The sequence below is a fragment of the Actinosynnema mirum DSM 43827 genome, from assembly GCF_000023245.1.
GTDB classification, from domain to species: domain Bacteria; phylum Actinomycetota; class Actinomycetes; order Mycobacteriales; family Pseudonocardiaceae; genus Actinosynnema; species Actinosynnema mirum.
Genome location: NC_013093.1, coordinates 6215658 through 6235342 on the forward strand (window position 1 = coordinate 6215658; position 19685 = coordinate 6235342).

Here is a 19685-nt window from a genome sequence, read left to right on the forward strand (position 1 = left end):
TTCCTCCTCAGCGGCCTTCGACCCGCGCGGTGGCGGGCACGCCTGCCAGGGTAGGCGGAGCGGTGGCCGGTTCGGCCCGCGCACCGCCGGGTGGGATTCGGGGGGTCACCGGGCTGCTGCGGCCAGGCCGCGCAGGGACTCCAGGGCCTTCGCCGGGTCGGCGGCGTCGTAGACGGCGGAGCCCGAGACGAAGCAGTCGACGCCCGCCTCGGCGGCCTGCGCGATGGTGTCGGCGTTGATGCCGCCGTCGATCTCGATGACCAGCTTGAGGTGGCCGGTGTCGACCAGGTTCCGGGCGGTGCGGACCTTGTCGAGCACCTCGGGCATGAAGCTCTGGCCGCCGAAGCCGGGCTCGACGGACATCACCAGGAGGGTGTCGTAGTGCTTGAGCACGTCGACGACCGAGTCGAGGCTGGTGCCGGGCTTGATCGACAGGCCGGCCCTGGACCCGGCGGCGCGCAGGTCCTTGGCGAGCTTGACCGGGTCGGCGGCGGCCTCGGCGTGCACGGTGACGTTGTGGGCGCCCGCCTCGGCGTAGCCGATCGCCCAGCGGTCCGGGTCCTCGATCATGAGGTGGCAGTCGAGGGGGATGTCGGTGGCCTTGCGCAGCGACTTCACCACCGGCAGGCCGAGGGTCAGGTTCGGCACGAAGTGCGCGTCCATGACGTCGACGTGCAGCCAGTCGGCGCCGGAAACGGCGGCGGCCTCGTCCGCCAGGCGCGCGAAGTCGGCGGACAGGATGCTGGGGGCGATCATCGGCTGGTGGACCACGGTGGTCGAGTCTAGGGTTCGCGGGCCCGCGGGGTGCGCGGCGGATGGCCCGGTCGGGGGATCTCGGGGCGGTGAGCTGGGGTTCCGGGGGTGTGGGGGCGGGGTTTGGTGGCGGGTCTCACCGGGGCCGGGTGCGGGGCGGGACGCGCTGACGGGTGCGGGGCGGGGCGCGTGGGGGCGGGACCGGCCGCCGCTTCGGTCCGGCGCTGCGGTGGGCTTCCGGTGAGCGGTGGGGCGGGCCGCCGCGCGCTCGGCGCCCTCACACCGGCTGGGCGCCCGTGGTCCGCGCGCGCAGCCGGGCCGCCTCGCGCTCCGCGCCCATGCGCTCGTAGCCGCGCAGCGCCCGCTCGGCCTGCTCCGCCGCCCCGGCCGCGTCGCCGCGCCCGGCGAGCAGCTCGGCCAGGTCCTCGCAGGCCAGGGCCCTGGTCAGCGGGTGGCGGTGGGCGGTGGTCGCGGTGCGCAGGGCCGCCGGGTCGTGGTCGCGCAGGGCGCGGGCGTGCGCGGCGGACGCGGCGGGCACGCCGGTGCCGGGGTTGGCCGCCGCCAGGTCCGCCGCCGCGTCGACCACGAGGTCGGCCAGCCCCGCGTCCCCCACCGCCAGCGCCACCCGGACCAGCCACGGCGCGGCCGTGGACTCCTCCATCAGCACCCGGCGCAGCGCGCCCGGCCTGGCCGCGCACCCGCGCGCCAGCTCGGCCGCCCGAGCGGGCCCGTCCTGGGCCTCGGCGAGCCGGAGCAGCACCCAGTCGGGCTGGCCGATCAGCTCGGCGAGGCGGCGGGCGAACGGGCCCTCCAGGCAGCGGCGGCCGTGCTCGGCGGCGGCGGCCAGGTCGCCGCGCAGCAGCGCCGCCGTGGACAGCACCGCGCCGAGCAGCGGGATCAGCAGCTCGATGCCGCCGCCCCTGGCCAGCGCGAGGCTCGCCGTGCCGGTCACCTGCGCCTGCACGAGCCTGCCCGACTGGAGCTGCACCCGAGCACGCGCGAACAGCCGCAGCGCCCGCGCGCCGGGCGGGGTCTCCCAGGGCTGCGCCGGGTCGTCCGGCCGGACCAGCCGCTCGGCCTGCGCGAACTCGCCGAGCGCGGACAGCTTGAGCGCGAACGCCCCGTTGCAGTAGCTCTGCCACCACGTGGTGGGCCCGCCCGGCTCCCAGCGGGTGGCCTCGCGCCCCCAGTACAGGCTCTCCGCGAGGTTGCCCGCCGACCACTCCAGGCAGGAGCGGACCGACGCGGCCATCACCACGTCCGGGTCGCCGGTCTGCTGGCCCCGCGCGGACAGCACCGACAGCGCCAGCGCGCCCGCCAGCGGCCCCTCGGTGAAGTAGTTGGCGAGCAGCCGCAGCGCCTCGGCGAGCGCGCGGGTGCCCGGCTCGGCTCCACGGGTGGAGCACGCCTTGGCCGCCTGGAGGTCGGCGCCCACCGCGTCGCCCTCGGCGAACCTGATCCCGGCCAGCTCGACGTGCAGCAGGGCGGTCACGTCCGGGGCCGCGCCGGTCAGGCCCGAGGTGGCCAGCCCGGTGGCCTCGGCGAGGCGGCCGTCCTCGGACAGCGCGCGGACGCGGTGCAGCAGGGCCCGGTCGGTGTCGCTGTGCGGCGCGGCGGGCGGTGGGCACGGCGCGGGCGCGGGCACGGCCTCGGCGACGGCGCGGCGCACCAGCTCCGAGCAGAACTCCAGGCGCTCGCCCCGCTCCAGCACGATGCCGGAGGCGATCAGCGCGCGCACCGCCTCCGGGGTGGCCCCGGTGCCCGCGACGGCGGCGGCGTCGTGCGGCCGGAAGCCCGCGCCGAGGGCGGAGGCGCCGCGCAGGAGCCTGGCCGCGTCGGGCGGCAGCGCGTCGACCCTGGAGCCGATCAGGCCGCGGACGCGGCGCGGCAGCGGGCCCTCCACCGGCCGGGCCGTGCCGTCGTGGACCTCGACGCGGTCCTCCTCGCGCAGGCCCGCGACCAGCTCGGCGAGCATCCTCGGGTTGCCGCCCGCGGTGGCGGCCAGCGCGGTGAAGTCGGGGTGCGGCGGGAGTTCGAGCAGCTCGCGCAGCGCCCGCTCCACGGCGGCCGGGTCGACCGGGCCGAGCGGGAGGACGTCGGCGCCCGCCAGCCCGCGGCGGACCTCGTCGCCCGCGAGGGACGAGGTCATGGCGAGCAGGCCGGTCACGTTCGGCTCGCGCAGCACGGGCAGCAGGTGCAGCAGGGCGGGCGGGTCGGCGTGCGCGTCGTTCAGGGCGAGCAGCGGGCGGGGCGCGCGGCGCAGGGCCGCCGGGTCGACCTCGCCGGGGGCCCTGGCGAGCAGCGGGGTGTAGCCGCGGTCGCGGGCCGCGCCGACGGCGGCCTCCAGGACGCGGGCCTTGCCGAACCAGGGCGGGCCGTCGAGCACCAGGATTCCGCCGGGCGCGGACAGGAACCGCAGGACTGACGCCCATTCACGATCTCGCCCGCACAATTTCGACACGATCAAGCCTGCATCGGTTTCCGATCGGCTGTCAATCGGCGGCGCGGGACACGATTTCGGCCACTGCGTCGTCATATTCGGCGGCGAGGTGGACTCCCGCGGCGCGCAGCGCGGCCAGGTGGAGCGGGAACGCCGGGTGGGCGCGCTGGTCCTCGCCTGCCTGCGGCAGCACGACCAGCGGGACTCCCCGGCCGAGCGCCTCGCCGAGCGCGGTGAGGGCCTGGTTGTCGGCGATGCCGAGCGCGAGCTTGGCGAGGGAGTTCGCGGTGGCCGGGGCGAACAGGAAGGCGTCCGGCACGGGGTGCGGGCGGGGTTCGGAGGGCAGGCGGGAGGTCCAGCGCACCGGCAGGTCGGTGAGGGCCTGGAGCGCGGGGAGGGCGCCCGCGTGCTCGAACCAGCGGGCGGCGGTGGGGGTGAGCGTGACGGCGAGCCGGAAGCCTCTGGCGGCGAGCGGCGCGGCGACCCGCTCGACCAGCGCCCGCTCGACCCCGCCCCCGGCCGAGGCGACCAGTCCCAGCACCACCGGTCCGGCGCGCATCCGCTCCCGCTCCCCCTCGTTCGTGCCCCTGCCGCGCACGCGGCCGGGCGCGCCGGACGTTCCCGCCCGACGCGCCCGGTTCAGCCGTTCGGCTCGTTCGGCCCGGTCAGGCCGGGCGGCGCAGGATCGCGCAGAACATCGCGTCGGTGCCGTGCTCGTGCGGCCACAGCTGCACCTGCGGGCCGTCGCCGAGGTTCGGCACGCCGGGGAAGAACTCCCTGGTGTCCAGGCGCTCGGCCCCGGTCTTGCGGGCCACCTCGGCGACCACGCCGACCGTCTCGGCCAGGTGCGGCGAGCACACCACGTACGCCACCAGGCCACCGGGCCGCACCAGGTCGAGCGCGGAGGTGAGCAGCTCGCGCTGGAGCTTGGCCAGGGCCGCCACGTCGGACGGCTGGCGGCGCCACCGGGCCTCCGGGCGGCGGCGCAGCGCGCCGAGGCCCGTGCAGGGGGCGTCGACCAGGACGCGGTCGTAGCCGCCGTCGAGGCCGGGGTCGCGGCCGTCCGCGACGCGCACGTCCACCGGGAGGCCGATGGTGGCCTTGCGGATCAGCTCGGCGCGGTGCGGGGTCTTCTCGACCGCGTCCAGGGTCGCGTCCGACAGCGCGGCCAGCGCGCCGAGCAGCGCGGCCTTGCCGCCGGGACCGGCGCACAGGTCGAGCCAGCGCTCGTCCGTCCCCTCCAGCGGGGCCCTGGTGAGCGCGAGCGCGCACAGCTGGCTGCCCTCGTCCTGGACGGCGGCCAGGCGCTCGCGCACCACGTCCAGGTCGGCCGGGTCGCCGCCGTCGGCCAGGTGCACGCCGTACGGCGAGTACGGGGCGAGGTCGCCGCCGGTGATGGCGGCCAGCTCGTCCGCGCTGATCTCGCCCGGTCGGGCGATCAGGTGCACGATCGGGCGGGTGTCGTCGGCGGCCAGCGCGGCGCGCAGCGGCTCGCCCCGGCTGCCCAGCGCCTCGGCGAAGGCCTGCGCGACCCAGCGCGGGTGCGCGGTCGACATGGCCAGGTAGCCGATCGGGTCGCTCTCCTCGTCGGGGGCGACCTCGTCGATCCAGCCCGCCTCGTCCTGGCCGGTGACCCGGCGCAGCACGGCGTTCGCGAAGCCCGCCGCGCCCGAACCCCGGTCGGCGCGCACCAGGTCGACCGTGGAGGCCACGGCGGCGTGCGCGGGCACGCGGGTGCGCAGCAGCTGGTAGGCGCCCAGGCGCAGGGCGTCCAGGACGGCGTCGTCGATCTCGGCGAGCGGGCGGTCCGAGCAGGCCGCGAGGACCGCGTCGAGCAGGCCCCGCGCGCGGGCCGTGCCGTAGGTCAGCTCGGTGGCGAGGGCGGCGTCGCGGCCGGTGATGCGGCGCTCGCGCAGCAGGCCGGGCAGCACCAGGTTGGCGTAGGCGTCGCGCTTGGTGACGGCGCGCAGGGTGTCCAGCGCGGCGCGGCGGGCCGGGTCCTCCTGCGGCGGGCGCTCGGGGCCGGGGTTGCGCTTGGGCGGGTGCGGGCGGCGCGGCCGGGAGGGCCGGGACGACCGGGGGGACGAGGTGCTGCCGTTCATGAGATGCGCTCTCCAGGCTCGATGCGGACGCCGCGCGCCCAGTCCGTTGCGGCCATCCGCTTCTTGCCCTGCGCCTGCACCTCGCCCAGCCGCACGGGGTGCGTGGCGGTGCCGACGAGGACGCGCTTGCGCTCGACCTTGATCTGTCCGGGGGCCAGCGGCTCCACGGGGTCCTCCACCGGGGCGACGGGCCCCAGCTTGAGCCGCTCACCCCGGAACTGCGCCCACGCGCCCGGCTCGGGGGTGACCGCGCGGGCCAGCCGGTCGAGCGCGGTGGCGGGGGTGGTGAAGTCCAGGCGGGCGTCCTCCACGCTGATCTTCGGCGCGTGGGAGACGCCCTCGGGGGACTGCTCGACGGCGCGCAGCGTGCCGTCCTCGATGCCGTCGACGGTGGACAGCAGCAGGCGCGCGCCGGACTCGGCGAGGCGGCCCAGCAGGTCGCCTGCGGTGTCGCGCTCGCCGACGCGCTCGGTGACGACGCCGAACACCGGGCCTGCGTCGAGCTCCTTCACGATGCGGAAGGTGGAGGCGCCGGTGATGTCGTCGCCGTGCCGCACCGAGGCCTGCACCGGGGCCGCGCCGCGCCAGGCGGGCAGCAGGGAGAAGTGCAGGTTCACCCAGCCGTGGGTCGGGATGGCGAGGGCCTTGGTGGGCAGCAGCGCGCCGTAGGCGACCACCGGGCACAGGTCGGGGGCCAGCTCGGCGAGCCGGGCGAGGAAGTCCGGGTCACCGGCCTTGGCGGGGGTGAGCACCTCGATGCCGCGCTCCTCGGCCAGCGCCGCGACGGGCGAGCGCTCGACCTTGCGGCCACGTCCCGTGGGGGCGTCCGGCCGGGTCACGACGGCGACGACCTCGTGCCGGTCGGACGCCAGGAGGGCGCGCAGCGAGGGCAGGGCTGGTTCCGGGGTGCCCGCGAACACCAGGCGCACGTCAGTTGCCTCCGAACAGGGGGTGCGGGCTCTGCTTGATGATCGGGACGTTGCCGCCGAACCAGGACTCCTGGCGGATCTCCCGCATGGCCCGCTTGCGGGTCTCCTCGTCCAGGCGGTCGACGAAGACGACGCCGTCGAGGTGGTCGGTCTCGTGCTGGATGCAGCGGGCGAGCAGGTCGGTGCCCTCGACCTCGACCGGCTCGCCGTGCATGTTCCAGCCGCGGGCGACGACCTGGCGGTGCCGCACGCAGTCCCAGGACATGCCGGGGATGGAGAGGCACCCCTCGGGCCCGTCCTGCGTCTCGTCGCCGACGACGTCGAAGGTCGGGTTGACCATGTGCCCGGCGAACCCGTCGCAGTGGTAGGTGAACACCCGGAGCCCAACGCCGAGCTGGGGAGCCGCCAGCCCGGCCCCACCCGCGTCGCTCATGGTGTCCCAGAGGTCTTTGACGAGCTTGCGCAACTCGACGTCGAACTCGGTCACCTCGACCGCGGGGGTCCGCAGGACAGGGTCGCCGAACAGGCGGATGGGTTGGACGGTCACGCACTACTCCTCGTGAAGGGGCGGGGGGTCAGTCTAGGAGCAGGGGGGCGGGGGCGGGGCATCGGCGGTTGGGGGCGGGTGGGGGTGGAGCGCTCGGACAGCGGGGGTGACCGTTTTTGGTAGCGCCGCCAGCACGAGTCGTCACGCCCGAAAGTGACCCTGGACTCACCCGATAGGGCTATCGATGATGACGTCGTCCGCACCTATTCCACTAGCTGCCATCCCGACCGCCGACGACGCCCCTGATCGCGCTGATCGTCGGAGCGCTCGCGCTCACCGCCTGCACGGTGAGCGGAACGCCGAGAGCGGCGACCAGTTCCGGCTCGACGAGTACGAGCGCGTCGGCGCACGACGTCCAACGACTTCGGCGTCGGCGGGCACACCGGGAACGGGCAGTCGTACGGCGGGCACTCGTCCAGCGGGGTGCCCGCGTCCGCCGGGCACGCACCCGGTGGCAGCGGGGGTGGCACCACGCGGGCTTCCTGGGCGGCTTCGCCTTCCGTGGGGGGCCGTTTCCCCCGTTCCGACCGTGCCGCAGGGGGCGGGTGGGGGGGCTCGGGGGCTGGGTGGTGCCGGTTCACCAAGCGGTGCGGGTGCACGTGGCGGGTCGTGCTCATGGGGTCGCCCGGCCTGTCGCGGGACGGGCTGCTGCGGGCCGCCGCGCCGGTCAACGGGGACTTCGCCGTGCTGCTGGCGCAGCGGCTCAGCGGGGGCGGGTGAGCGGGGGCGGCTAGTCGTCCCCCGCCTCGCCCAGCAGCACCACGCTCGCCAGCGCGGCCAGGAAGTGCGCCAGGAACCGCACCGGCGCGGGCAGGTCGGCGGCCCTGGGGACGCGGGTCGGTCGGTGGGTGGTCGCGGTGCTCATGGCGCCTCCTCCTGGAACGGGCCTTGCGGCTGACGACCACCACGCTCCCCCGCGCCGGGATCAGCGCGCGTCCCCTCCCGGTTGCGAACCGGGTGCTACCGCGGTCGCACCCCGCCCCCTAGGGGTGTGCGACCCACGCCACTGCAACGCCATGATCCCCTTCGGCTACCTGTTCCCATGATGGCTGCTGGAAGCAGACAGGGGGCGCCGCCGTTGGAATCGGACGCCGAGCTCTGGGAGCGGGGCGACCGGGCCGCGTTCTCCGCGCTGTTCGAGCGGCACGCCGAGGCCGTGTGGAACCACGCCTACCGGCTCACCGCGTCCTGGGCGCTCGCCGAGGACCTCACCTCCTCGGTCTTCCTCACCGCCTGGCGCAAGCGCGCCGAGGTGACGCTCGTGCGCGACAGCGCCCTGCCGTGGCTGTACAGCGTCGCGGGCAACCTGGCGCGCACCGAGTTCCGCCGCGTCGGCCGCTTCCGCCGCGCGCTGCTGCGCGTCCCCTCCCCCGGCGTCGTCCCGGACCACGCCGAGCACGTCGCGTCCGCCGTGGACGGCGAGCGCTCGCTCAAGCGGGTGCTCGCGCTGCTGGAGACCATGCCGAAGGCCGAGCGGGAGGCCGTCGAGCTGTGCCTGCTCGGCGAGCTGGGCACGACCGAGGCCGCCGAGCTGCTGGGGGTCGCCGAGGTGAGCGTGCGCTCCCGGATCAGCCGGGCCCGCGCCCGCCTGCGCGCCGGGGCGGAGGAGGCCCGATGACCGCCGAACTGCCCCCGCGCCGCCCGATGCCGCCCGAGGTGCGCGAGCGGTTGCGCCGCCGGGTGCTGGGCAGGAGCGCGCTGGGCCGGAACGCGCGCGTGGTCCCGCTGACCGCCGCGGCCACCGCCGCCGCGCTGGCCCTGGGCGGCGTCGTGCTCAGCGGGGTCGCGCGGGACGAGAGCCCGGCCGTGCGGCCGACCGTCAGCGACGCGCCCCCGACCACCACGACACCGTCCACCTCGGACGAACCGCACGCGTGGATCGAGTCCCCGACCTCCGAGGACCTGCTCCGTTGCGGACTCACCTCGGCGCGGCAGGTCGTGGTCCTGCCGCACTCCCGGCTGGTCGTGGGCGACGAGCCGTGCGAGCTGTCCGGGACCGGCGTCTACCGCACCGAGGACCGGCGGACCGGCGTGTTCACCAACGGCACCAGGGTGCTGCACTTCCGCGAGGGGCTGCTCGTGGGGCGTGGCGCCCGCCCCCGACGGCCTCCTGGTCTCGGCCGGCGGCGCGTCCTCGGAGCAGTCGGGCCCGTCGACCGCGCTGATGTCCACCAGCACCGGGGACGGGGTGTTCCTCGTCAGGACGAAGGACTGGCGCACCCTCTCGCTGACCTTCGGCGGCGACCGGACGATGACCACGACGCTGACCGACGACGAGATCGGCGGCCTGCGGCGCACCGAGCCGCTTCCCGAGGGCTCGGGGGTGGACGAGGCGGCAGGGCGCTGCGCCGACCAGGCCTGGCTGACCGGTCGGATCACCGACCCGGCGCGCTGGCGGCCGGTCGTGGCGACCAGGCCGGACGCCGGGGAGCAGGTGCTCGTGCTGGGCAACGGCTCGGGCTCGTTCCTGGCCTGCCCCACCTGGGACTGGCAGTCGCGGCCTCACACCGCCACGAAGCCCTTGAGCGGAAAGGACTTCGCGGTGCTCAGCTCCGACGCCAGGGCGGGCTCGTCGACCCGCTACCTGGCGGGCGTCGTGGGAGAGCGGGTGACCGCCGTGGAGCTGACCGACGCCCAGGGCCGTCCGGCGGCGGAGGTCGTGCTGGAGAACGGCTGGTTCGCCGCGAGGTTCACCGACCAGCCCGAGGGGGCGGCGCGGCCCGACTACCGGGTGCGCGTGCTCGCCGGGGAGGAGGTGCTGCGCGATGGGCTCGCGACGACGAACTGACCGGAACCGCGTGGCGGAGCTGTTCGACCGGCACGCCGAGGACGTCTGGAACCACGCCTACCGGCTCACGGGGTCGTGGGAGCTGGCCGAGGAGCTGACCGTGCAGGCGTTCCAGGCCGCGGGCCGCAGAACCGCCGAGGCCGCCCTGCTGGGTGACCACGCGCTCCCCTGGCTGCTGGCCCTCACCACCCGCCTCCCCCGCCCGACGGCGGAGGACGGCGCCCCGGCCGTGCCTGCCGCGCTCGCCGACCTGCCGCGGGCCGACCGCGAGGCCGCCGAGCTGTGCCTGCTCGGCGAACTGCCCCCGGCCCGAGCCGCCGAGGCCCTCGGCACGACCGAGAACGACGTCAGGTCCGCCGTGGACCGCGCCCGCGCGCGGCTGGGACGAGCGGAGGAGGAGCGATGACCGACCGACTGCCCGCGCGCAGGGCCATGCCGCCCGAGGTGCGCGATCGGCTCCGCCACCGGGTGCTGGACGGGGGCGGGGCGCGGGGCGGCGGGATGCGCCGCGCCGCCCCGCTGGTCGCCGCCGCCGTGGTCGCGCTGGTCGCGGGTGGGGTGGTGGTCGGCCGGTTCGCGCTGGACGACAGCCCGGCCACGCCGCAGCCGACCCCGAGCACGGTGCGCGACGACGTGCGCAGGACGCCCGCGAGGGTCGGGTTCGAGGAGCCGTCCGCCCGCGACCTGGCGGAGTGCGGGCTGACGGGCGCCGGGTTCACCGCGATCACCCCGGCGGCCAGGATCGTGGTGGGGGACGTCCTCTGCGAGATCACCCTCACCGCGGTCACCAGGACCGAGCGCGACGGGGGCGACCTGGAGTTCCAGCGGGGCCTGCGCGGGCTGCTGCGGGGCGAGCAGGTGTTCGTCGGCAGCCTCCCGGCGGGGCTGTCGGAGGTCACCTCGGCGCGCCTGGTGAGCCCGTGGCGGAAGGACCTGGGGATCACCGTGGAGCCGGTGACGCGCGACGGGCTGTTCTTCGTCCCGCTGCCCGGTCGCGCGAACGAGGTCGTCGGCGAGAGCGACGTCGGCTACCTGGACCTGGCGGTCGACGGCGGCGCGGTGCACCGCGAGGCGATCACCGGCCAGGGGCCCGGCTCGATCACGCGGGAGCTGCTGCCCGCGAGCTCGGCCGACCCGGAGGAGAGCGCCGTCGCCCGGTGCCTCCAGCGCGCGCTGGAGAAGGACCTGGCGGTCGTGCGGGACCCGGCGGACTGGCGGGTCGTCGCGCGGGTGGCGCACCAGCGGGACCAGTTCCAGGTGCTGCGCGACAGCTCGGGCGCGACCGTGCACTGCCCGGCCTGGGACGGCGATCCCGACCCGGCCGGGGCGGCGGGACTGGTCAGGCCCGAGCGCGGGGTCGCGGTGCTGGGCGTGGCCCGGTACGACGGCTCGCGCACGGCCTACCTGGCGGGCCGGGTCGGCGAGGGCGTGACCCTGCTGGAGCTGACCGAGTCCGCGAGCGGGGCGGTCGGCGAGGTGACCGTCCAGGACGGGGTGTTCATCGCCCGGTTCCCGGACCTGGAGGTGCGGCCCGACGGGCAGGTGTTCGAGGCCAGGGTGCTCGGCGCGGACGGCCGGGAGCTGTACCGCGGCCCGGTCGACCAGGAGCGGTGACGCCCGCGCGGTGACGCGGCGGGGGGCCGCCCGCACCTGGGGGTCGGGCGGCCCCGCCCGCCGTCCGCGCTCCGGGGGGGTGCGCGGACGGCGGTGGTCCTAGCGCGGGTGCACCACGCGGGCCGCGCCGCCGCCGCGCCGGTCGGTCTCGGCGGCGGCCCGCCAGCGGCCGTCGGGCAGCCGCTCGACGGCCGTCACCGCGCCGATCTCGGCGGTGGACGTGAACCGGTGGCCGAGCGCGGTCAGCGCCTGAGCCTCGGGCGTGGTCAGGAACGCCGCCTCGGCCTGGGTGGTCGCGGAGTTGCGCTGGGAGGCGCGCGGCGAGGCGATCGCCTCCACGAGCGGCACCCGGCGGTCCAGCCGCTGCACCAGCACGTGCAGCACGGTGGTGATGATCGACGCCCCGCCCGGCGAGCCCAGCGCCAGCACCGGCTTGCCGTGGTCGAGCACGATGGTCGGGCTCATCGAGGAGCGGGGCCGCTTGCCGGGGCCGGGCAGGTTCGGGTCGGGCACGCCGGGCACGGCGGGCGTGAAGGAGAAGTCGGTCAGCTCGTTGTTGAGCAGGAACCCGCGCCCCGGCACGACGATGCCGGACCCTCCTTCCTGCTCGATGGTCAGGGTGTAGGAGACGACGGTGCCCCACCGGTCGGCGGTGGTCAGGTGCGTGGTGTGCTCGCCCTCGTACGGCGTCGGCGCGGCGGTCCCACCCGAGGCGCACGCCACCGGGTTCCTCGGGTCGCCGGGCGCGACGGCCCCGGTCATCGCCTTCGCGTCGTCGACCAGGCAGGCCCGACCGGCCGCGAACCGCTTGGACAGCAGCCCGGACACCGGCACGTCCACGAACGCCGGGTCGCCGACCCACCGGTTCCGGTCGGCGAACGCCAGCCGGGACGCCTCCAGCACCCGGTGCCCCACCAGGGCCGGGCTCGCGCCGGAGAGCCTGCCGGTCTCCAGGATGTTCAGCGCCTCCCCCACGGTCGTGCCGCCGGACGACGGCGGGGCCATGCCGTGCACCTCGAGTCCCCGGTAGGTGCTGCTGACCGTGTCGCGGCGCGGCGCGTCGTAGGTCGCCAGGTCGCGCGCGGTCAGGTCGCCGGGCCGCACGTTCCTGGTCGAGCCGGGCGCCACCGGGGGCGTGCGCACCGCGCCCACCACGTCCCGGCCGATCGCGCCCCGGTAGAACACGTCCGTACCGCGCCTGCGCAGCTCCCGGTAGGTGTCGGCCAGCTGCGGGTTGCGGAACGTGCTGCCCACGGCGGGCGGCGCGCCTCCGGGCAGGAACAGCTCGCGGGTGGAGGTGAAGTCGGCGAACCTGGCCGCGTTGTTCGCCGCCTGCTGGTTGAAGGTGGCGTCCACGGTGAACCCGCGCCTGGCCAGCGACTCGGCCGGTTCGAGGACCTGGGACAGCGAGCGGCTGCCCCAGCGCTGCAGGGCCCGCTCCCAGGTGAGCGGCGTGCCGGGCGTGCCCACGGACCGGCCGCTGGTGACGGCCTCGGCGAACGGCACCGCCACCCCGTCCTCCACGAACAGGTCCGGCCCCGCCGAGGCGGGCGCGGTCTCCCGGCCGTCGATGCTCGACACCTTGCGGGTGCGGGCGTCGTAGACCACGAAGAACCCGCCGCCGCCGATGCCCGCCGAGAACGGGTCGGTGACGCCGAGCGCGGCGGCCGTGGCGACGGCGGCGTCCACCGCGTTGCCGCCCCTGGCGAGCACGTCGATCCCGATCTGGGAGGCGTCCGGGTCGACGCTGGACACCGCTCCCCCGTGGCCGACCGCCTCGGGTTGCCTCGGGGCGGGTCTCGGCCGGGAGCCCTCGGCCTGGAGCGGGTCGGCGTGCGCGGGCGCGACCGGGGCGACGAGCGCGGCGGCGGTGAGCAGGACCACAGCTGACCGGATCATCTGCTCCTTGTACCGCACGCGGGGCCGCGCGGGTACGCCCCGAGCGGCGACCGTTCGGGTGGGCGCGCGGCGCGGAGGGCGCGCCCGGAGCCCGGTGGGTAGTGCTTTGGCACTAGTCCCGGACCGGCTCCGGTGATGACGCGCGATGACGTCGCCCGGCGGCAGCATCGGTGTCGTCGGGTGCAGGGCCCGACGTCACCGACGAGAGACGGGAAGCAGGGATCGAGTTGCCCACCACCGCGCAGACCGCCACCACGATCGCCCAGCACGCGCAGCAGGACCCGGAGTTCCAGATCTGGGGCATCGCGCTCGGCAGCGGGGTCCTCGTGGTCCTGGCCGCCCTGGTCGTCTTCTTCCTGGCCGCCCTGGTCAGCATCCTCGGCTCGCCGCAGGGCTTCCTGCTGAAGCTGGTGTGGATCGCGATCGTGCTGTGCCTGCCGTTCCTGGGCTGCCTGCTGTGGTTCGCGATCGGCCGGGGCTTCGCCCGCCGCGAGGCCGCCTACGCGCACGAGCGGCACGGCCACTCCTGACCGCCGGTCAGAGCACTTCGAGCGGGTCGACCTTCACCCGCACGGGTTCGGTCTCCTTGCGGGCGCTGCGGACCGACAGCACGTCCGACAGGGACGCCGACAGCGCCCGCCCGTCGCCCCTGGGCACCCGCACCAGCGCCCGCTCGCGCTCCTCGCCCAGCGGCACCGGGCCCAGCACCTCGCCGCGCTCGGGCAGCCGCAGCTCCTCCAGCAGGACGGCCAGCGCGTCCGGGGACGCGTCGAGCGTGGCCATCCGCACGGCGGGCGGGAAGCCCAGCTCGGCGCGGGCGGCCAGCTCCTGCCCGGCGTGCCACACCGGGTCCCAGCGCACCAGCGCCTGCACGGGGGCCAGCGAGGACTCGGCGACCACCACGATCCGGCCGCCCCGGTCGCCCCGGCGCACCAGGGCGGCGGCCCCCATCCAGCGGCGCACCGCCTCCTCGGCGGCCCGCAGGTCGGCCCGGCCGAGCAGCGCCCAGCCGTCGAGCAGCAGCGCCGCCCCGTACCCGCCGTCGGCGACCGGTTCCGCGCCGGGCGTGGCCACCACCAGCGCGGGCCCGCCGGGCACCTTCGCCAGCACGTCGTCGCCGCCGGAGGTGCGCACCACGACCCCGCTGAACGCCCGCCCCAGCTCCTCGGCGGTGCGCCTGGCCCCGATGACCTGCCCGCGCAGCCTGCGCGACCCGCACGACGGGCAGCGGAACGCCGCCTCGGTCGCCCCGCACCACCGGCAGTAGGCGGGCCTCGGCGCGCCGTCGCCGCCACCGCCTGGCAGCGCGAGCGGACCGGCGCAGCGCCTGCACCGGGCCGCCGCGCGGCACTGCCCGCAGGCCAGCGCGGGCACGTACCCCCGGCGCGGCACCTGGATCAGCACCGGCGCGCCCGCCGACAGCGCGGCGCGGGCGGCCTCGAACGCGATGGACGGCAGCCGCGCCGAGCGGGCCGCCGGGTCCTTGGCCTCCTGCCAGTCGCCGTCGCCGACCGCGACCACGCGCGGCGCGGCGGCCCGCAGCTCGTCCCGGTCGGCCACGACCTCGTGCGCCCACCCGCTGTCCACCAGCAGCTGAGCCTCGGCGGTGCGGGCGAACCCGCCCACCAGGAACGCGGCCCCGCCCAGGTGGGAGCGCTGCACGAGCACGTCGCGCACGTTCGGGTAAGGCATCCTCGGCTCGGCGTGCAGGTCGTCGCCGTCGTCCCACACCACGACGAGCCCGAGGTCGTTGACGGGGGCCAGCGCCGCGCCGCGCGCGCCCAGCGCGATCCGCACCGAGCCGCGCCGCACCGCCAGCCAGCGCTTGTACCGCTCCTGCGGCCCCAGCTCGGCGGCCAGCACGGTCACCGCCGCCGGGTCGACCAGCCTGGCGCACGCCTCGTGCAGCCGGGCGAGGTCCCGGTGGTCGGGCACCACGACCAGCACGCCCTTGCCGGTGGACGCCACGGTCGCGGCGACCTCGGCGAGCCGGGCCGGCCAGTCCTCGGCGGGCAGCGCCTGCCACACGGCGCGCGGCGCGCGACCGGCGGCCAGCGCGTCCAGGAAGTTGGCCCCGTGCCGGTAGCGGCCCCAGCCGGTGTCGGCGGGCCGCTCGGGCGGGGGCGAGGGGGGTGGGGGCTCGGCGGCCTCGGCGCGGGCGTGCCGGGGCGGGACGGCCATGCGCAGCACGTCGATCAGGGTGCCCGCGTACCGGTCGGCGACCGCGCGGGCCAGTTCGACCACCTCCGGGGCCAGCACGGGCTCCGGGGACACCACCTTCTCCAGGAAGGCGAGCCCCCGGCCGTACTCGGTGGACTCGGCGCGCTCCAGCAGGTAGCCGTCGACCAGCTGGCCTGCGAAGCGGACCCGCACCCGGACGCCGGGCACGGCGACCTCGTCCAGGTCGGTGGGCACCTGGTAGTCGAACGGCCGGTCCAGGTGCGGCAGCGGCACGTCCACGACGACCCTGGCCACGGGCATGGCGGCGGCGGGGACGCGTTCGCCCCGCCTGCTCGCCGCCCTGCCCTGTGCCATGCCCGAATCTCTACCAGAGGGGTCCGACAGTCCCGGACCGCCGGTCCCCCTCCGGGTGGTCGCGTCCGATCAGGCGCCCGCCGCCGCGCGGAGGGCGTCGGCGCGGGAGGTGTCCTCCCACGGGAGTTCCACGTCGGTGCGCCCGAAGTGGCCGTACGCGGCGGTGGGGGCGTAGATCGGGCGCAGCAGGTTCAGGTCGCGGATGATCGCGGCCGGGCGCAGGTCGAACACCTCGGCGATCGCCTGCTGGATCTTGGTCGGGTCCACGGTCTCGGTGCCGAACGTCTCCACGAACAGGCCCACGGGGGCGGCCTTGCCGATCGCGTAGGCCACCTGCACCTCGATGCGGGTCGCGAGCCCCGCCGCGACGGCGTTCTTGGCCACCCACCGCATCGCGTACGCCGCCGAGCGGTCGACCTTCGACGGGTCCTTGCCCGAGAACGCGCCACCACCGTGCCGCGCCATGCCGCCGTACGTGTCCACGATGATCTTGCGACCGGTCAGGCCCGCGTCACCCATCGGGCCGCCGATCACGAACCGACCGGTCGGGTTGACCAGCAGCCGCACGTCGGAGGTGTCCAGGCCGAGGCCCTCGATCTCCGGGGCCACCACGCGCTCGCGCACGTCGACGCCGAGCAGCTGCTCCAGGTCGATCCCGTCCGCGTGCTGCGTGGAGACGACCACCGTGTCCAGGCGCACGGGCTGGTCACCGGCGTACTCGATGGTCACCTGGGTCTTGCCGTCCGGACGCAGGTACGGCACCGACCCGTCCTTGCGCACCGCCGTCAACCGCCGCGAGAGCCGGTGCGCGAGCGCGATCGGCAGCGGCATCAACTCCGGCGTGTCGGTGCACGCGTAGCCGAACATCAACCCCTGGTCGCCCGCGCCCTGCTGGTCGATGTCGTCACCCGCGTCACCGGTGCGCTGCTCGTAGGCGGTGTCCACGCCCTGCGCGATGTCCGGGGACTGCGCCCCGATCGCCACGTTCACCCCGCACGAGTGACCGTCGAACCCCTTGGCGGAGGAGTCGTACCCGATCTCCAGGATCTTCTCCCGCACGATCGACGGGATGTCCACGTACGCCTCGGTCGTCACCTCACCGGCCACGTGCACCTGACCGGTGGTCACCAGCGTCTCCACCGCCACCCGCGACGTGGGGTCCTTGGCCAGCAGCGCGTCCAGGATCGAGTCGCTGATCGCGTCGCAGATCTTGTCCGGATGTCCCTCGGTCACCGACTCACTGGTGAACAGCCTGCTGCTGTGCTGGCTCACGGCACTCCCCACTACAGAGATCAACGATTGGCTACCTGACCGTCCCGGCGACGCTCCGCACCGCCTCGTGAACGCTCCGAGCTTACTGACGGCCGGGCTCGGGAACCTCTGAGGACGACCGGCCGGAGACCACCGCGTCCCACAGGATGGACGCCAGGTGGGCTTTCGAGCCGTGCGGGATGGGCCGCTCGGTCCCGTCCGAGGAGAGCAACCAGCCCTGGTTGTCCTCCCCCTCGAAGGCGCCCCCCGAACCGACGTCGTTGACGACGAGGAGGTCGCACCCCTTGCGCTTCAGCTTCGCCCGACCGTGGTCGAGCACGCCGGTGTCCGCGTCCCCGGTCTCGGCGGCGAAGCCGACCACGGACTGGCCGGGGCGGCGCGCGGCGACCAGCTCGGCCAGGACGTCCGGGTTGCGGGTGAGCCGGACCGGGTCCGGGTCCAGGTCACCCTTCTTGATCTTGTGCTCGACCAGGTCGACCGGTCGGAAGTCGGCGACGGCGGCGGACATCACGAGCACGTCGGCCCGCTCGGCCCGCTCGTGCATGGCGTCCCGCAGCTGAAGGGCCGTGCCCACCCGCACCAGCTCCACGCCCGCGGGCTGGACCAGGTCGGCGGTGTGGGCGGCCACCAGGACCACCTCGGCACCGCGCTGGGCGGCGACGCGGGCGATCGCGTAGCCCTGCCTGCCGGACGAGCGGTTGCCCAGGAAGCGGACCGGGTCGAGCGGCTCGCGGGTCCCGCCCGCCGAGACGACGACGCGCAGGCCCTCCAGGTCGCGCGGCAGCGCGTCGCCGCGCGCCAGCAGCAACCGGGCCAGCTCCACGATCTCGACGGCCTCGGGCAGCCTGCCCTTGCCGGTGTCCTTGCCGGTGAGCCTGCCGCTGGCGGGCTCGGCCACGACCACGCCCCGCGAGCGCAGCAGCGCCACGTTGTCCCGCGTCGCCGGGTGCTCCCACATCTCGGTGTGCATCGCCGGGACCAGCAGGACCGGGCAGCGCGCGGTCAGCAGGGTGTTGGTCAGCAGGTCGTCGGCCAGCCCGTGGGCGGCCTTGGCCAGCAGGTTGGCCGTGGTGGGGGCGACGACCACGAGGTCGGCCTCCTGACCGAGCCGCACGTGCGGCACCTCGGGCACGTCCGTGAACACGCCGGTTCGGACCGGCTGCCCCGACAGCGCCTCGAAGGTGGCGGCGCCGACGAACCGCAGCGCCTCCTCGGTGGGCACGACGCGCACGTCGTGGCCCGTCTCGGTCAGGCCGCGCAGGACCTCGCAGGCCTTGAACGCGGCGATGCCCCCGCCCACCCCGAGCACGACGCGGGGTCTGGCGGGGGCACCGGGCAGGTGCTCGGTCACTCGCCCTCGGTGTGCTCGAGGAGGCCGGCGTGGATCTCCCGGAGCGCGATGGAGAGCGGCTTCTCGCGCGGGCCGGGCTCGACCAGCGGGCCCACGTACTCCAGCAGGCCCTCGCCGAGCTGGGCGTAGTAGTCGTTGATCTGGCGCGCCCGCTTGGCCGCGTAGATCACCAGCGCGTACTTCGAGCTGACCTGCTCCAGCAGGTCGTCGATCGGCGGGTTGGTGATGCCCTCCGGCGACCCGGACAGGGGGCCCAGCTCGGTGTGCGTGGTCACTCGTCAACGCTCCTGCGGTCGGTGTTCGTTCAAGCCTCGGTCGTCCCGCGCCTCGCGGCGCCCGCCCGTCCGGGCCCCGACCTGCGGGGCTCTGCGGGGCGGCTCCTGCTGTGCGGACCCGGTGCGCTCAGGCGCCGGGCAGCGGGCCGACCACCAAGTCTAGCAACTTCGTCGCCGCCGAACGCACGTCGTCGTTGACGACGACCTCGTCGAACTCGGGTTCGGCCGCCAGCTCCTGCCTGGCGATCGCGAGCCTGCGCTCGACGACGGCGGGGTCCTCGGTGCCGCGGCCGGTGAGCCGGGCGACGAGGTCCTCCCAGGAGGGCGGGGCCAGCATGACCAGCCGCGCCTCGGGCATGGCGGCCCTGACCTGCCGCGCGCCCTGCAGCTCGATCTCCAGCAGGGAGGGCAGGCCCGACGCCAGCGCGGCCTCCACGGGCGCCCTGGGGGTGCCGTAGCGGTTGCCCGCGAACTCGGCGTGCTCCAGCAGCTCGCCCGCGTCGACCATGCGGTCGAACTCGGCGCCGTCCACGAAGTGGTAGTGGACGCCGTCCAGCTCGCCCGGCCTCGGCTTCCTGGTGGTCACCGAGACGCTGTAGTGCAGCTCGGGGTCCCTGCCGCGCAGCTCGGCCAGCACGCTGGACTTGCCGACGCCGGAGGGACCCGACAGAACGGTGAGGCGGGGCCGGGCGCGAACGCCCGACCCCGCCCCGGTGCCGTCACTCACTCGCCGCTGAACTCGGTGAGCAGCGCCTTGCGCTGGCGGTCGCCCAGGCCCCGCAGGCGGCGGCTCGGCGCGATCTCCAGCCGCTCCATGATCTGCTGGGCGCGCACCTTGCCGACGCCGGGCAGCGCCTCCAGGAGCGCCGACACCTTCATCTTGCCCAGGACCTCGTCGCTCTCAGCAGCCTTCAGCACGTCCTTCAGGGTCGTGCCGCCACGCTTGAGGCGCTCCTTGAGCTCAGCGCGAGCGCGACGAGCGGCAGCAGCCTTCTCCAGCGCTGCGGCCCGCTGCTCCTCGGTAAGCTGGGGAAGGGCCACGATTTCCTCCGTGGTGTGGGAATTTCAATTCTGGATCTGCGTCGCGACCGTACCGAGCGCAATTGCCTGGGTACAACACGGGTCTGTTACCACCCAGTCAGGTAAATCTTCAGCGTTCGGCGGTTGCGGCGGGTGGTAG

At 75.8% G+C, this 19685-nt stretch carries 20 protein-coding genes; 5 read left to right on the forward strand and 15 right to left on the reverse strand.

The genetic code is table 11. The features are described 5' to 3' along the window. Positions 1 to 105: 105 nt before the first annotated feature. From rpe to AMIR_RS42910, 7 genes are all read right to left on the reverse strand, one after another. Positions 106 to 756: a ribulose-phosphate 3-epimerase gene (gene rpe, locus AMIR_RS25885; RefSeq protein ID WP_015803927.1), complete on the reverse strand. Its 651-nt coding sequence runs from the start codon at positions 754 to 756 to the stop codon at positions 106 to 108. A gap of 274 nt (positions 757 to 1030) precedes the next feature. Continuing rightward, positions 1031 to 3139, reverse strand: coding sequence for a hypothetical protein (locus tag AMIR_RS25890; protein WP_015803928.1), 2109 nt, complete (start codon positions 3137 to 3139; stop codon positions 1031 to 1033). A gap of 106 nt (positions 3140 to 3245) precedes the next feature. Beyond that, positions 3246 to 3752, reverse strand: coding sequence for a flavoprotein (locus AMIR_RS25895; RefSeq protein ID WP_041838356.1), 507 nt, complete (start codon positions 3750 to 3752; stop codon positions 3246 to 3248). 106 nt (positions 3753 to 3858) lie between these two features. Next, complete coding sequence (locus AMIR_RS25900; protein WP_015803930.1) at positions 3859 to 5295, reverse strand: RsmB/NOP family class I SAM-dependent RNA methyltransferase; 1437 nt, start codon at positions 5293 to 5295, stop codon at positions 3859 to 3861. After that, positions 5292 to 6224, reverse strand: coding sequence for a methionyl-tRNA formyltransferase (gene fmt, locus AMIR_RS25905; protein ID WP_015803931.1), 933 nt, complete (start codon positions 6222 to 6224; stop codon positions 5292 to 5294). The genes AMIR_RS25900 and fmt overlap by 4 nt, the downstream gene beginning before the upstream one ends. A 1-nt stretch (position 6225) precedes the next feature. After that, a complete protein-coding gene (def, locus tag AMIR_RS25910) occupies positions 6226 to 6771 on the reverse strand; it encodes a peptide deformylase (RefSeq protein WP_015803932.1) in 546 nt (181 codons plus the stop codon). Between the two features lie 730 nt (positions 6772 to 7501). Beyond that, the gene (locus tag AMIR_RS42910) at positions 7502 to 7636 is read right to left on the reverse strand and encodes a hypothetical protein (RefSeq protein ID WP_015803934.1); all 135 of its coding nucleotides are present in this window, start codon (positions 7634 to 7636) and stop codon (positions 7502 to 7504) included. A gap of 177 nt (positions 7637 to 7813) precedes the next feature. On the opposite strand from AMIR_RS42910, the gene AMIR_RS25915 reads away from it, so the two are divergent. Continuing rightward, positions 7814 to 8389, forward strand: coding sequence for an RNA polymerase sigma factor (locus AMIR_RS25915; protein ID WP_049796972.1), 576 nt, complete (start codon positions 7814 to 7816; stop codon positions 8387 to 8389). On the opposite strand, the gene AMIR_RS25920 is transcribed toward AMIR_RS25915, so the two are convergent. Then, a complete protein-coding gene (locus tag AMIR_RS25920) occupies positions 8340 to 8627 on the reverse strand; it encodes a hypothetical protein (protein WP_143760893.1) in 288 nt (95 codons plus the stop codon). The genes AMIR_RS25915 and AMIR_RS25920 overlap by 50 nt on opposite strands. 230 nt (positions 8628 to 8857) lie before the next feature. Here AMIR_RS25920 and AMIR_RS25925 point away from each other — a divergent pair, with 230 nt between their 5' ends. From AMIR_RS25925 to AMIR_RS25935, 3 genes are read left to right on the forward strand one after another with little or no spacing between them, the layout of a single operon-like run. Continuing rightward, on the forward strand, positions 8858 to 9559 hold the full coding sequence (locus AMIR_RS25925) for a hypothetical protein (RefSeq protein ID WP_015803936.1): 702 nt from the start codon (positions 8858 to 8860) through the stop codon (positions 9557 to 9559). A gap of 10 nt (positions 9560 to 9569) precedes the next feature. Beyond that, on the forward strand, positions 9570 to 9965 hold the full coding sequence (locus AMIR_RS25930) for an RNA polymerase sigma factor (RefSeq protein WP_049796973.1): 396 nt from the start codon (positions 9570 to 9572) through the stop codon (positions 9963 to 9965). Next, a complete protein-coding gene (locus tag AMIR_RS25935) occupies positions 9962 to 11173 on the forward strand; it encodes a hypothetical protein (protein ID WP_015803938.1) in 1212 nt (403 codons plus the stop codon). Before AMIR_RS25930 ends, AMIR_RS25935 begins: the two co-directional genes overlap by 4 nt. A 99-nt stretch (positions 11174 to 11272) precedes the next feature. On the opposite strand, the gene ggt is transcribed toward AMIR_RS25935, so the two are convergent. After that, the gene (ggt, locus tag AMIR_RS25940; RefSeq protein ID WP_041837027.1) at positions 11273 to 13072 is read right to left on the reverse strand and encodes a gamma-glutamyltransferase; all 1800 of its coding nucleotides are present in this window, start codon (positions 13070 to 13072) and stop codon (positions 11273 to 11275) included. A 227-nt stretch (positions 13073 to 13299) separates the two neighbouring features. Between ggt and AMIR_RS25945 the strand changes: the two genes are divergently transcribed. Further along, positions 13300 to 13602 (forward strand): PLD nuclease N-terminal domain-containing protein, encoded by a 303-nt coding sequence (locus tag AMIR_RS25945; protein ID WP_015803940.1) that lies wholly within the window; start codon positions 13300 to 13302, stop codon positions 13600 to 13602. A gap of 7 nt (positions 13603 to 13609) precedes the next feature. Here AMIR_RS25945 and AMIR_RS25950 read toward each other — a convergent pair whose 3' ends face one another. The 6 genes from AMIR_RS25950 to mihF all read right to left on the reverse strand — a co-directional run bounded on the left by AMIR_RS25950 (position 13610) and on the right by mihF (position 19546). After that, positions 13610 to 15607 carry a primosomal protein N' gene (locus tag AMIR_RS25950; RefSeq protein ID WP_015803941.1) on the reverse strand — a complete coding sequence of 666 codons (1998 nt, stop codon included), beginning with the start codon at positions 15605 to 15607 and terminating at the stop codon, positions 13610 to 13612. A 69-nt stretch (positions 15608 to 15676) separates the two neighbouring features. Beyond that, on the reverse strand, positions 15677 to 16879 hold the full coding sequence (metK, locus tag AMIR_RS25955) for a methionine adenosyltransferase (protein WP_015803942.1): 1203 nt from the start codon (positions 16877 to 16879) through the stop codon (positions 15677 to 15679). An 82-nt stretch (positions 16880 to 16961) separates the two neighbouring features. Next, positions 16962 to 18230, reverse strand: coding sequence for a bifunctional phosphopantothenoylcysteine decarboxylase/phosphopantothenate--cysteine ligase CoaBC (gene coaBC, locus AMIR_RS25960; RefSeq protein WP_015803943.1), 1269 nt, complete (start codon positions 18228 to 18230; stop codon positions 16962 to 16964). After that, positions 18227 to 18505, reverse strand: coding sequence for a DNA-directed RNA polymerase subunit omega (gene rpoZ / locus AMIR_RS25965; RefSeq protein WP_015103666.1), 279 nt, complete (start codon positions 18503 to 18505; stop codon positions 18227 to 18229). The genes coaBC and rpoZ overlap by 4 nt, the downstream gene beginning before the upstream one ends. 127 nt (positions 18506 to 18632) lie before the next feature. Further along, complete coding sequence (gmk, locus tag AMIR_RS25970) at positions 18633 to 19232, reverse strand: guanylate kinase (RefSeq protein WP_015803944.1); 600 nt, start codon at positions 19230 to 19232, stop codon at positions 18633 to 18635. Continuing rightward, positions 19229 to 19546, reverse strand: a complete 318-nt coding sequence (gene mihF / locus AMIR_RS25975) for an integration host factor, actinobacterial type (protein WP_015803945.1) — start codon at positions 19544 to 19546, stop codon at positions 19229 to 19231. Before mihF ends, gmk begins: the two co-directional genes overlap by 4 nt. Between the last annotated feature and the right edge of the window lie 139 nt (positions 19547 to 19685).

What these genes read in the sequence shown, in the direction of transcription:
- rpe (WP_015803927.1), bottom strand. Translation starts at nt 756, where the DNA reads ATGATCGCCCCCAGCATCCTGTCCGCCGACTTCGCGCGCCTGGCGGAC.
- AMIR_RS25900 (WP_015803930.1), bottom strand. Translation starts at nt 5,295, where the DNA reads ATGAACGGCAGCACCTCGTCCCCCCGGTCGTCCCGGCCCTCCCGGCCG.
- AMIR_RS25895 (WP_041838356.1), bottom strand. Translation starts at nt 3,752, where the DNA reads ATGCGCGCCGGACCGGTGGTGCTGGGACTGGTCGCCTCGGCCGGGGGC.
- AMIR_RS25915 (WP_049796972.1), top strand. Translation starts at nt 7,814, where the DNA reads ATGATGGCTGCTGGAAGCAGACAGGGGGCGCCGCCGTTGGAATCGGAC.
- AMIR_RS42910 (WP_015803934.1), bottom strand. Translation starts at nt 7,636, where the DNA reads ATGAGCACCGCGACCACCCACCGACCGACCCGCGTCCCCAGGGCCGCC.
- ggt (WP_041837027.1), bottom strand. Translation starts at nt 13,072, where the DNA reads ATGATCCGGTCAGCTGTGGTCCTGCTCACCGCCGCCGCGCTCGTCGCC.
- AMIR_RS25950 (WP_015803941.1), bottom strand. Translation starts at nt 15,607, where the DNA reads ATGGCACAGGGCAGGGCGGCGAGCAGGCGGGGCGAACGCGTCCCCGCC.
- AMIR_RS25935 (WP_015803938.1), top strand. Translation starts at nt 9,962, where the DNA reads ATGACCGACCGACTGCCCGCGCGCAGGGCCATGCCGCCCGAGGTGCGC.